At 67.1% G+C, this 11,359-nt stretch carries 9 protein-coding genes and 4 pseudogenes; 8 read left to right on the forward strand and 5 right to left on the reverse strand.

The genetic code is table 11. The annotated features are described in order from the left end of the window. Positions 1 to 50: 50 nt before the first annotated feature. The gene (gene rraA / locus ACPEE0_RS21355; RefSeq protein WP_009359173.1) at positions 51 to 545 is read right to left on the reverse strand and encodes a ribonuclease E activity regulator RraA; all 495 of its coding nucleotides are present in this window, start codon (positions 543 to 545) and stop codon (positions 51 to 53) included. Positions 546 to 656: 111 nt separating this feature from the next. Between rraA and ACPEE0_RS21360 the strand changes: the two are divergent. The 6 genes and pseudogenes from ACPEE0_RS21360 (at position 657) to ACPEE0_RS21385 (ending at position 6,180) form a co-directional block, all read left to right on the forward strand. After that, a pseudogene (locus tag ACPEE0_RS21360) lies at positions 657 to 1,942 on the forward strand (MFS transporter). A 140-nt stretch (positions 1,943 to 2,082) separates the two neighbouring features. Further along, complete coding sequence (locus ACPEE0_RS21365; protein ID WP_424575205.1) at positions 2,083 to 2,709, forward strand: TetR/AcrR family transcriptional regulator; 627 nt, start codon at positions 2,083 to 2,085, stop codon at positions 2,707 to 2,709. A 274-nt stretch (positions 2,710 to 2,983) separates the two neighbouring features. Beyond that, positions 2,984 to 4,182 (forward strand): annotated as a pseudogene (locus ACPEE0_RS21370) (NAD(P)-dependent malic enzyme). An 87-nt stretch (positions 4,183 to 4,269) separates the two neighbouring features. Then, on the forward strand, positions 4,270 to 4,773 hold the full coding sequence (locus ACPEE0_RS21375) for a DUF456 domain-containing protein (protein ID WP_009359178.1): 504 nt from the start codon (positions 4,270 to 4,272) through the stop codon (positions 4,771 to 4,773). 41 nt (positions 4,774 to 4,814) lie between these two features. Next, positions 4,815 to 5,192: a nuclear transport factor 2 family protein gene (locus ACPEE0_RS21380; protein ID WP_035753655.1), complete on the forward strand. Its 378-nt coding sequence runs from the start codon at positions 4,815 to 4,817 to the stop codon at positions 5,190 to 5,192. Between the two features lie 9 nt (positions 5,193 to 5,201). Next, a pseudogene (locus ACPEE0_RS21385) lies at positions 5,202 to 6,180 on the forward strand (hypothetical protein). Here the strand turns inward: ACPEE0_RS21385 and ACPEE0_RS21390 are convergent. Beyond that, positions 6,167 to 6,823, reverse strand: coding sequence for a LysE family translocator (locus ACPEE0_RS21390; RefSeq protein ID WP_009359180.1), 657 nt, complete (start codon positions 6,821 to 6,823; stop codon positions 6,167 to 6,169). The pseudogene ACPEE0_RS21385 and the gene ACPEE0_RS21390 sit on opposite strands and share 14 nt — an antisense overlap. 105 nt (positions 6,824 to 6,928) lie before the next feature. On the opposite strand from ACPEE0_RS21390, the gene ACPEE0_RS21395 reads away from it, so the two are divergent. Continuing rightward, positions 6,929 to 7,384, forward strand: coding sequence for an Lrp/AsnC family transcriptional regulator (locus tag ACPEE0_RS21395; RefSeq protein WP_083875100.1), 456 nt, complete (start codon positions 6,929 to 6,931; stop codon positions 7,382 to 7,384). Positions 7,385 to 7,392: 8 nt separating this feature from the next. Here ACPEE0_RS21395 and ACPEE0_RS21400 read toward each other — a convergent pair whose 3' ends face one another. From ACPEE0_RS21400 to ACPEE0_RS21410, 3 genes are all read right to left on the reverse strand, one after another. Continuing rightward, positions 7,393 to 8,064 carry a hypothetical protein gene (locus ACPEE0_RS21400; protein ID WP_009359182.1) on the reverse strand — a complete coding sequence of 224 codons (672 nt, stop codon included), beginning with the start codon at positions 8,062 to 8,064 and terminating at the stop codon, positions 7,393 to 7,395. Between the two features lie 489 nt (positions 8,065 to 8,553). After that, the gene (locus ACPEE0_RS21405; protein WP_424575206.1) at positions 8,554 to 9,576 is read right to left on the reverse strand and encodes a WXG100 family type VII secretion target; all 1,023 of its coding nucleotides are present in this window, start codon (positions 9,574 to 9,576) and stop codon (positions 8,554 to 8,556) included. 107 nt (positions 9,577 to 9,683) lie between these two features. Then, positions 9,684 to 10,145, reverse strand: coding sequence for an Lrp/AsnC family transcriptional regulator (locus tag ACPEE0_RS21410; protein WP_009359183.1), 462 nt, complete (start codon positions 10,143 to 10,145; stop codon positions 9,684 to 9,686). Between the two features lie 326 nt (positions 10,146 to 10,471). Here ACPEE0_RS21410 and gluQRS point away from each other — a divergent pair. Further along, a pseudogene (gluQRS, locus tag ACPEE0_RS21415) lies at positions 10,472 to 11,352 on the forward strand (tRNA glutamyl-Q(34) synthetase GluQRS). Positions 11,353 to 11,359: the final 7 nt, after the last annotated feature.

Consider the following 11,359-nt stretch of genomic DNA (forward strand, 5'->3'; position numbering starts at 1 on the left):
AGTAACTATCGTACGCCTGCCGGTTATTCCCTCCTCCGGAAATTCTTTTGCTAGCGCTCCACGAGGATGCCGTCCGGATCGCACCACACCATGGCGCCGGGGCGGAAAGTCACGCCGTCCACCACCACGTCCACATCCACTTCGCCCGCGCCGGCTTTGGCGCTTTTCCTCGGGTTGCTGCCGAGCGCCTTCACCCCGAGCTCCAGGCGGGCGATGGCCTCACGGTCCCGGATGGCCCCGTGAATCACGACGCCGGCCCAGCCGTTGGCCACTGCGCTTTCGGCGATCATGTCCCCCATCAGGGCCGTGCCCAGGGAGCCGCCGCCGTCCACGACCAGCACGCTGCCGTTGCCCGGCGTGGCCAGGGTGGACTTGACCAGGGCGTTGTCCTGGAAGCAGCGGATGGTCCGGATGGGCCCGCTGAAGTGGGAGCGTCCGCCCAGGGACTGGAACTGCAGCGCCACGGACGCCAGCTCGTCACCGCGCTCGTCGTACAGATCCGCGGTGTTGACGGTGGTGCTTTCGGGGGTGGACGCTGCGCTCATGTGGTTCTCCTCTGGATCCGTCTTGCCGCCCCGCTGAAACGGCGTGGGAATGCGGTACCGCCCACGATAGTCTGACTTCCACCATCATCTGCTGCACCAGGGGAGCCTGACATGAGCCTGTCCGACACGCCCGCTCCGCCGGATCCGCACGCTGCCAAAGCAAGCTCGACGGCGGCGCTCGCCGAGCCCACGCGGAAGGTCACCGCGCGGTGGGTGACCGGCCTCGTCCTGGTCAACGTCGGCATCAACGCCGCGTTCTTCGGACCCATCAACGTCTTTGTCGCCCAGCAGGCCACTGGCATCGACGAAGCCAACAAGGAAGCCATCGCCTCCCTCGTACTTGGGTGCGGGGCCGCCGTATCCCTGGTTGCCAATCCGCTCTTCGGTGCGCTGTCCGACCGGACGGTCTCGGGTTTCGGCCGGCGCTCCCCCTGGGTCCTGGCGGGTACCATCCTGGCCACGGCAGCGTTGCTGGCAATGTCCGGGGCCGCGGCTGTTGCCCTGATGGTCCTGTTCTGGTGCCTTGTCCAGCTGGGCGCCAACGCGGCCTATGCGGCCATTACCGCCGCCATTCCGGACCGCGTGCCGGTGCTGCAGCGCGGCGGCGTGGGGGACTGGCGGCCCTGGGCCAGACGGTGGGAATCCTCCTCGGCGCGGTTTTCGGTGCGGTAGTTTCCGGCAACTTCATGGTGGGTTACTGGCTGTGTGCGGCCGCCCTGCTGCTCTCCGTGCTGCCATACCTGTTCCACCGGAATGACCCGCCGCTGCCCAGGGAGCTCCGCCCGCCGTTTTCCTTGGGCAATTTCCTCCGCGGCTTCTGGATCAGCCCGGTTCGCCACCCGGACTTCGCGTGGGCCTGGCTCACCCGCTTCCTGGTCAACGTCTGCAACCAGCTAACCATTGTGTACCTGATCTTTTTCCTCGCGGACGTCATCAAGCATGAGAACCCAGCGCTGGGAGTCCTGACCCTTACCGGCATTTATGCGGCGTTGGTGATGATTACTGCGGTGATCGCGGGGCCGTGGAGCGACCGGGTGGGCAAGCGCAAGCCATTCGTGATCGCCTCCTCGGTCATGATCGCCATGGCGGGCCTCACCATGGCGTTCTTCCCCGTATGGACCGGCGCCTTGATTGGGGCCTGCATCCTGGGCATCGGCTTCGGCGCCTACCAGGCCGTTGACTTCGCCCTGCTGACGCAGGTGCTCCCGCAGGCCGCGGACCGTGGCAAGGATATGGGGGTCATCAACGTGGCCGCTTCGCTGCCGCAAGTGTTCGCGACGGGCCTCGCTTTCCTCGCGGTGACGCAATTCGGCGGGTACGGCACGCTCTTCACAACTGCAGCCATCATCGGACTCCTGGGGGCCGTTTTCGTGGTCAAGATCAAGAGCGTCGCCTGACCGGCGGAAGACCGGGTAGTAAGGTCACTGACAAATAACGTCACACAACTGTGTCGTATAGTTGATCCCGGACTGCAGGCGGATTCGGGATGGGGACGCTCCCGGCTGCTGCACTACAGGATCACAACCCCGGAATGCTGATGCCCGAAACCATTTCAGACCATCCGCCCATGGCCGCCAGGCCCTCCGCTCCTCGCCAGCGGCTCCGCTATACCCGCATCCTGGAGTCCGCAGCGGCGTTCGCCCGCAAAGGCCTGGATTCCGTGGAACTTGCCGAAGTTGCCGCCAAGGCCGATGTGCCGCTGGGAACGCTCTACCGGTATTTTCCTTCCCCCACCCACCTGATGCTTGCCCTGTACCGCCACCAGCTGGATGAGCTGCAGGCAGGCGCCCGGACCGGGCCTGCCCGGTTCCGCGGTCGCGCCCTGCCGGGGCTGGTGATGGAAATCTTCCACATGCGCGTCATGCAGCCTGCCGTGGAGCAGTGCTTGAGCCGGGGCGTCTACCTTCCGGACCGCGACACCACTGCGCTGCTGCGGGAGATCGACGCACTGGCCGAAAAGGTGGTGGGCGCGGCAGCCACGGACGCTGTTGCTGCGCGCGTCCTGCTCTTGACCGTCACTGGTCTGGTCCAGTCCGTCCGGAACCGGCGCCTTTCCCTCTTCGAGGCCGAAGAAGACCTCAAAAAAGGCCTGCGCCCGCCTCTCTCCGGGCGCCGAAGCCGGGTTCACACTGTCCCAAAGTGCGTAACCGGCCTAGACCAATAACCCAATAAGTACGCCTTTATCACGTGACGTGGGTCACAAGTGCGCTTGCTCAAGCGTTTTGGCGGCCGCAGGCTGTGTCAAATCGTCGGCCGGCCCCGGAAACCGCTGCCTACCATGGAGGAACCGGAGCAACAGGGAGGAACACAACAGCCCCACGCTCCCGCGGACCCGCCACCCCTGGGTTTCCTGTCGCACCATTCCCCTTGCCTGCGCCCGCCCGGGCGCCGGGCTTCCATGTGCCGTGCGCGCACGGCGAGCACCAGGAGACAACGACGTGTCCATTGACGCAATCACCGCCATCGACGATTCCGCTGCCACCCCGCTGACCGAGGACGAGATCTTCAGCGCCCACCAGGGCGGCAAGCTGACCATCGGCACCACCGCCCCGCTGTCCAACAAGCGGGACCTGTCCATCGCCTACACGCCCGGTGTGGCCGAAGTCAGCCGTGCCATCCACAAGCAGCCGGAACTCGCCCGCACCCTGACCTGGGCCGAGCGCCTGGTGGTCGTGGTCAGCGATGGCACCGCCGTGCTGGGCCTGGGCAACATCGGCCCCAGCGCCTCCCTGCCCGTCATGGAGGGCAAGTCGGCCCTGTTCAAGACCTTCGGCGACCTCGACTCCATCCCCTTGGTCCTCAACACCAGCGATGTTGACGAGATCGTGGAAACCCTGGTCCGGCTCCGCCCCAGCTTCGGCGCCGTCAACCTTGAGGACATTTCGGCGCCGCGCTGCTTCGAACTCGAGGAAAAGCTCATCGAAGCACTGGACTGCCCCGTCATGCACGACGACCAGCACGGCACCGCCGTGGTGGCCCTCGCCGCCCTGACCAACGCCGCCAAGGTCACCGGCCGCGGCCTTGCGGGCCTCCGCGTGGTGGTGTCCGGCGCAGGTGCCGCCGGCATCGCCGTCGCCGAAATCCTGCTGGCCGCCGGCATCAGCGATGTTGTCCTGCTGGACTCCCGCGGCGTCATCAACAGCCAGCGCCCGGACCTGGCCGCGGACGCCACCAGCAAGAAGGCCGATATCGCCGGCCGCAGCAACCCGCGCGGCGTGGCCGGGGGGCCGGCCGAGGCACTCGCCGGCGCTGACGTCTTCATCGGCGTCTCCTCCTCCAAGCTGGACGAGGACCACCTCGCGCTCATGAACCAGGACTCCATCGTGTTCGCGCTCTCCAACCCGGACCCCGAAGTCCTCCCGGAGGTGGCCGTGAAGTACGCCGCCGTGGTGGCCACCGGGCGCAGCGACTTCCCCAACCAGATCAACAACGTCCTGGCCTTCCCCGGCATCTTCCGGGGTGCCCTGGACGCCGGTGCCCGCCGCATCACCCCCGCCATGAAACTGGCGGCAGCCCGGGCCATCGCCGAACTTGCGGCCGAGGACCTGTCCGCGGACTACATCGTTCCCAGCCCGCTGGATCCGCGGGTTGCCCCGCCGTCACCGCAGCCGTTGCCGCCGCGGCGGCAGCACAGTAGCTCCCCTGAAATTACGACGGCGGTGCCTCCTTGCGACAGGAGGCGCCGCCGTCGGGGGTTAAGGGCGGCGGCCATACACTGGGGTGCATGAACTCCGAGACCGTGGTGACCGTCCTGTGCGGCCTGGCGATCCTCGTGGGGGTGGCCGGCACCGTCATCCCGGTCCTTCCGGGCAGCATCCTGATCGGAGCCAGCCTCCTGGCCTGGGCCATCTGGGGCGGCGCGGGGACGGCAGGCTGGGTGGTCTTCGCCGTCGCCATGCTGTTCGTCGCCGCCGGCATGGCCGCCAGTGCCGTGCTCACCGGCAGGAAACTCAAGCAACACGCCATTCCAAGCCACAGCATCGTGGCTGCCCTCGTGGCCGGGGTGATCGGCATGTTCATCATCCCGGTCGTGGGACTCTTCGTCGGCTTCGCGGCCGGCCTGCTGCTCAGCGAATTCCTTCGCACCCGCAACATCGGCCGGGCGGCCACCTCCAGCTGGGCAGCCCTCAAAGCCACGGGGCTGGGCATGCTGGCCGAATTCGGGCTCGCGTCCCTTGCGGCCAGCACGTGGGTCATCGGGGTGTGGATTGCCGCCGCCGGCGGTTGAACGGCTTGCAGCCAGGAATACTGCCGCGTAAAACCGGAGGCATGATCGAGCCAAGTTCAGCTTTGGAACAGGTCCAGGCCTGGATGGAAAAGTACCAGGCGGCCTGGAGCAGCAACCTGCCCGAGGACATCAGCGCCCTGTTCACACCAGACGCCCGGTACGAGACCCGGCCCGCGGACCCGGACCCCTGGGTGGGCCGCGACGACATTGTGGACCGCTGGCTGGCCGCCCGGGACGAGCCCGGGGACTGGACGTTCAGCTGGGAGCTGCTGGGAACCGACGGCAATACCGCCTTCGTCCAGGGGCTTACCACCTATTCGGGTGACCGGCCCACCTATGACAACCTGTGGGTGATCCGGTTTGACGGCACCGGCCGTGCCGCCTCCTTCACCGAATGGTTCATGCAACGGTCCGGTTAGCATGGAAAGATGACCGCCGGGGACACTGCACCGATCTACTGGGACAGCCGGGACCTCACCCCTTTCGGGAACCCGCAGCTCCGTACGCCCGTCCACGACCTGGCCGGGGGAGTGGGGGGGCCTGCTCACCGGCGTGCTGGGTGGCCGGAACCCTGCCCTGCTGTCCATCGACGGCGACGTCCCCCGCCTGAAGCTCCTCCTGCCCAAGCCGGCCAAGGCCGTCCACGAAGCCGTCTTCACCAGCCGGGAGCCCGAGCGGTTGATCACGCTGGCCCGCGCCCACCCCGGCTGGGCGGGACTGTGCTACCTGATGGCCGGGCTGCTCGCGTACAAGCACGGTGGCTACCTGCGCGCCTCCGAGCTGCTGCACCGCGGGCTCACCATCCGCAATGACGAGGATGCGAACCGCTACTCGTCCACCTACCTCACCAGGATCGTCACCCGGATCGAACTTGCCGAGCGAGTGGAGATACCGGTCCTCTTCAGCGAAGAATCCGTGTTCCTTGCCCTGTCCCACTCGCTGCGCGAAACCGGCCGGACGGAAGCGGCGCTGGACGCGCTGACCGGCCTGCCGCCGTCGCTCCCCATGGCCCTGACGCGCTGCTCGCTGGCGCTGACGCTGGGACGCAGCCGGACCGTGATCGACTGGACGGAAGGGCTGCTGAACGCGGATGACCTCTCCGCGGCGCTGCTCCTCGTGCGGGCGCGCGCCCTGCGCAGGGAGGGGCGCTATGAGGCCGCCCATGAGGCAATCGGTGAGGTCCTGCGCCGCCGCAAGACGCACATGGTGCTGCGGAACGATGCCATGACGGACCGGGCACTGCTGGTGCTGGAGTCCAGCCGCCGGTCCCTGAACCCGCGCGACTGGGGCAGGCGCCGGCCGGATCCCGAGCCGCAGCGTGAGATCGCCGCACCCATTCCCATCCGCAAGGACGAGGAGATGCGCCGCATCTGGGAACAGGACTGGAAGAAGCTCAGCGGGGACTAGCTGCGGCGGCGAGCAGCGGCACCAGCTGCTCGCCCAGCAGGACCACGGCAAGCAGCACCATGATGACACCGCTTGCCAGGGTCACGGCGCGTGCTGCCCCGGGCCGGCTCTGCAGCAGCGTCCGGGAGAGCAGTGCGACGGCGGTGTACACCAGGCCCGCCAGCGCCACGAAGGTCATGCCCAGCAGCCCGGACTGCACGGGCACGGGCAGGGATGCCTCGGCGCTGACGAACTGCGGGATCAGGGCCACATAGAAAAGGAGGCCCTTCGGGTTGATCCCGCTGGTGCCCATGCCCTGGAAGAATGCGCGGAGCTGGCTTCCGGCGGGAGGGACGACGGCGCCTGCCGCACTGAAGGACGCGCCGCGCCACGAGCGCAGGGTGCTGACGCCCAGCCACATCAGGTAGGCGGCGCCGGCCAGGGTGATCCATCCCAGGACCCCGGGCATTCCGGCCAGCAGCGCCGCCAGTCCCGCGACCAGCAGGACGGTATGGAGGACGTACCCGCCGCAGAGGCCGGCCACCGCGGGAACGAAGCTGCGCTGCCTTAAGCCGGCGGTGATGGTGTAGGCCCAGTCCACGCCTGGAGTGCACGCCAGGGCGGCCGCTACCAGTATGAAGGCCAGGAACAGCTCCGGATTCATGGGGTTTCTCCTGTCGGTTCTCTCAGGAGAAACGATAGGGACTTCCGGCCCGGAAGTGCTGTCCTCTTTTCGCCCGCCACCCGGCATGGGCAGTAGGATTATTGCGTGATTGACGCTGTTGACAGGAATATATTGCGCCACCTGAAAGAGGACGGCAGGATGACTGCCACCGCACTCGCCGCAAAGGTGGGCCTGACCGTGGCGCCCTGCCACCGGCGGCTGCGCGACCTGGAGAAGTCGGGCGTGATCCGGGGGTACAAGGCGGACATCGACCCCGCGGCGGTGGGCCTGGGGTTTGAGGCGATCGTGTTCGTGACGCTCCGGCAGGTGGACAGGCCCACCATGGAGATTTTCGAGAACCGGGTGGCGGACCATCCCAACATCGTGGAGGCGCAGCGTCTCTTCGGCTCGCCGGATTACCTGCTCAAGGTCATCGCGGAGGACTTGCCCGCCTACCAGCGCTTCTACGACGCCGAACTGACGTCCCTGCCCGGCGTCGAACGGCTCACCTCAACACTGGTGATGAAGAACCTGAAGTCCAACGCCGGCCCGCCTGTCTAACCGTCCGCTCACTCCGCAGGCAGGACGTGGACGATGATCACCTGGGTGTCCTTGCCGCCGTCGTACCTCAGGTCGTAGTTGACCGTCAGTCCGGTGGCCGTGCCTGGCGTGATGGAGAAGTCGCTTTTTGAATCCGGAGCTGCCTGGGTGCTGCTGATCCAGTCCTCTGCCGAGGCCTCGGAGATCCCGTACCGTTCCACGCCGTCGCGGATGAGTGCCACGTACTCGTCGAGGGAATCCGCGGTGAGGAAGTAGGTCACCTCGCTGAAGTCGGCGCGCCTGGCCGTGGTGTTGAACCTGATCCGGTCCGTCTCCGCGGTGATTTCGCCGTGGGGCGCCGCGATGCTCAGGCTGATCTTGCCGGCGCCGCGGGTGTTGATTTCGGGGCCATAGCTGTCAGCCGCCACCCGGACGGCGGCTTTGTCGAGCCGGCCGGAGCTCATGTCCAGGCGGGCCGCCTGTGTTTCGCGGATGGTGTCCACGCCGGGGGCATCGAGTGTGGAGAATTCTGAAGTTTTCACGGTGCTCCCTGGCGAGGATGAGGCGGAGGTGGGATCGGCGGGTCCGGCGGGCTGGCAGGCGCTGAGGGCAAGTGTTGCGGCCAGCGCGGGCAGGAGGAAGAGAACGACGGCGATGGCGCGCCTTGTGTGGCGGGCCGGTGCTGTGCAGGGTGGAGTCACTGGTGGACCTCCGTGTCAAAGCCGCCCAGGAACCTGTCCATGATTCCCGGGATGTTGTTGGTGGGACGGTACTGGTCCACGCGGGCATCGAAGTCCGAACCGATGATCCGGGCTGCCTGGTCCGGGTCCGTGGCCAGCAGGTCCTGGTAGGCCGGCAGCGTATCCTGCCGGATCAGTTCCCAGCGCTGGTCCGCATTGGCGATGTTGCCGTCCGGGAAGCCGGTGGTGAAGTCGGTGCGGAACTGCGCGGGGTTGTCCCAGCTGGTCAGCGGAATGTTCTCTGGGCCGGGGCTCTCCACGCTGAAGGTGTAAGGGAACACCTCCGGGTAGCTCCTGGCTCCCGGGATGGAGGGGTCGCCGGCCAGGGTCACCATGTACGTCACGGCTTCCCCTCCCGGGTGCCCGCGCATGTTGTCGTAGTCGTCGGCGATGATCTCGTTCTGCTCCCGGTACAGCAGGGCCGTGTTTCCTTCCTGCACGCGGTCCGGGTCACCGGAGTCGATGTCCGCCCACGCATCGGCCGTTCCGGCGTCGATGGCGCCGGAGTCCCTGAGCCGGTTGATTTCGTCCAGTCCGCCGTTGAGGTAGGCCTGGTGCTGCCGGGCCTGGTCCAGGAAGATCTCCTTGTTCATGTCCAGCATGCTGGTTTCGTAAAAGCGGATCTCCTGCGTCCGTCATGCCGGCCAACTGCTCGATCTCGTCGAGGACCGGCACGGGGATATCGGCGGCGGGGTTATCGGCGATCTGCTGCGCGAGGTCACGCAGCATGGCCATGTCACGGAAGCCGCCGGCGAAGGACGGACCAATCATGTTCGCCATTCCGGCCCACTGCAGGTCGGGGTTGGCAAGGTAGGCCTGGCCGTAGAAGTCGTAGACGCTCCGGATGGTTTCCCAGTTGGGCTCCGTGCCCCTGGAGGTATCCCAGCTGGCGGGGTCGATGCCCATGTCCAGCATGGCCTGGTTGTTCCAGTAGGAGCTGAGGAAGTCCGCGTATTCCGGCGAGTTCTTGTCGATCAGGCCTGAGTCCGCGGCCGCATCCAGGGCAGCCTTCGCCGCGTCAGGGTTGGCCAGCGCCCACCGTTCGAATTCGCCGCTTTGCAGGTACTCCCGGCGTTCCTCCGGTGTCATGGCGGTGAGGGTATCGGTCAGGTTCTGGGCTGTCCCATCGCCGGAACCGCCAGCGCCCCCGGAACCACCGGCGCCCACTGAACCGCCGGCGCCCCCTGAACCGCCCGGGCCGCTGCCCGTGCTGGCCCGCTCCTGTTCGTCTGCATTGGCGAGAAGCACCTTGGATGCCGCCTCGAGCCCGGCTGTCGCGGACTTTAGGAGCTTCACGTGGGATGAGGACCATTCGCCGCGGAACCGGTCGCCGTCGCGCCCCTTCCACAGGCCGGCGCTGATGGTACTGCCCAGCTGCTGGCTCAGGGCGTCCAGTTTGTTGGCCCCGCCCGCCAGCTCCTTGGCCAGCTGCCGGAGCTGCCCAACGTCGCCACCGTAGAACGTCCCCGCCATGATTCCCCCCCGATTGGATATCCCGGCTGTCAGCCTAACCGGGACGGGTGGCAGGCGGCGATGGGGAGAGGTCCCCGGTGCCCGTCGAAGGGGCGGCCGGGGCTTGGTCAGTCTGCTGCGAGCAGCCCGGTGGTGCGGTAAGGGATGACTTCCCGGAGGAACATGCTGGTGGAGGTGCGCACGATGCCCGGGCACAGCCGGATCTCCTCGGAAACCCGGTAAAGGTCGTCCGGGCTGGTGGCGACAACCCTGATCAGCAGGTCGGTATCCCCGGCCGGGGCGTGGCATTCGAGGACTTCGGGGATTTTGCGCAGAGCCGCGATGGCCTCGTTGAGGTGGCTCTGGTCGAGCTCCGCACTGACGGATGCGGCCACCCCGCGTCCCAGGGCGGCGGGGAGCACCCTGCTGCTGTTGGGGCGAAGCGCACCTGACGCCGCCATGCGTTCCAACCGCGTCTGCACCGTTCCGCGCGCCAGTCCCAACCGCTGTGCCAGCACCATGATGGGCACGCGCGGGTCCTCGTCGAGGGCGCGAAGAATCCGCTTGTCGGTCGGGTCCAGTTCCTGCAATCTGATCAGTTCCTGTCTCTGAAGCGGGGAGAGATTGATCGGATTGACCAGTGCAATCCGTGCCGGTTGCACCAACTGTAGGATCTCTGCTGAAATATTGGCAACTGGGCAACGGCTACCGCCGGAACCCGCAGGCCAACGGCATTTCGGCACACCACCCGGACGCTGCAGACCGCTTCCCGCAAGGAGGCCGCCGCTGATTGACTCTTGTTCACGCATCGTCATTCCGCACCTTTCACGGCAAGAGCCCCTGAGCCACCGATCATCGGATTTCCGTAGCAATCGGTAGCTGAGGGGCTCTTGTGTTGTCCGCATAGGCTGGATCCATGACGTCTGCCGGCCGCTTTGCCCCCAGTCCTTCCGGTGAGCTTCACGTGGGCAATCTGCGCACCGCCATGCTGGCGTGGCTGTTTGCCCGCTCCACGGGGCGGAGCTTCCTGCTCCGGGTCGAGGACCTGGACCGTGCGCGGGCCGGTGCGGAGGCAGTGCAGTTGCGGGACCTTGAGGCGGTCGGGGTGACATGGGACGGCGGCGTGGTCCGGCAGACTGCCCGTGGCCGGCTCTACGAGGATGCCATCCGGCGGCTCGGTGATGCCGGCCTTACCTACGAGTGCTTCTGCACCCGCCGGGAAATTCAGGAGGCGCCCTCGGCCCCGCACGCCCCGCAGGGCGCCTACCCCGGCACCTGCCGGAACCTGGACCCGCGGAGCGGGAGTTCAAGCGCTCCATCCGGCCCGCGGCCATCCGGCTGCGGTCTGCGGTCCAGGAGTTCACCGTCCACGATGTCCTGCACGGCGAATTTCCTGGCGTGGTGGACGACTTTGTCCTGCGCCGAAACGACGGCGTGGTGGCTTACAACCTTGCCGTGGTGGTGGACGATGCGGACCAGGGCGTGGACCAGGTGGTCCGGGGTGACGACCTGCTTCCGTCCACGCCACGGCAGGCCTATCTGGCATCCCTCTTGAATATTCCGCTTCCGGAATATGCCCATGTTCCCTTGGTGGTCAACTCCGACGGCGCCCGGCTGGCAAAGCGGGACGGGGCAGTGACGCTTGCCGACCTTGCCGGGGCGGGCGTCTCCGCTAATGCCGTGCGGGACCGTCTTCTCGCCTCCCTGAACCTTCCCGCCGGCACCCTGGAGCAGGCGTTGGCAGCGTTCAATCCGGCTACGCTCCCGCGGCAGCCATGGGTCTGGAGCGGCCCGTAGGCTTGGG

The sequence above is a fragment of the Arthrobacter sp. SD76 genome (assembly GCF_049726125.1).
Classification (GTDB): domain Bacteria; phylum Actinomycetota; class Actinomycetes; order Actinomycetales; family Micrococcaceae; genus Arthrobacter; species Arthrobacter nitrophenolicus.

What these genes read in the sequence shown, in the direction of transcription:
- rraA (WP_009359173.1), bottom strand. Translation starts at nt 545, where the DNA reads ATGAGCGCAGCGTCCACCCCCGAAAGCACCACCGTCAACACCGCGGAT.
- ACPEE0_RS21365 (WP_424575205.1), top strand. Translation starts at nt 2,083, where the DNA reads ATGCCCGAAACCATTTCAGACCATCCGCCCATGGCCGCCAGGCCCTCC.
- ACPEE0_RS21375 (WP_009359178.1), top strand. Translation starts at nt 4,270, where the DNA reads ATGAACTCCGAGACCGTGGTGACCGTCCTGTGCGGCCTGGCGATCCTC.
- ACPEE0_RS21380 (WP_035753655.1), top strand. Translation starts at nt 4,815, where the DNA reads ATGATCGAGCCAAGTTCAGCTTTGGAACAGGTCCAGGCCTGGATGGAA.
- ACPEE0_RS21390 (WP_009359180.1), bottom strand. Translation starts at nt 6,823, where the DNA reads ATGAATCCGGAGCTGTTCCTGGCCTTCATACTGGTAGCGGCCGCCCTG.
- ACPEE0_RS21405 (WP_424575206.1), bottom strand. Translation starts at nt 9,576, where the DNA reads ATGGCGGGGACGTTCTACGGTGGCGACGTTGGGCAGCTCCGGCAGCTG.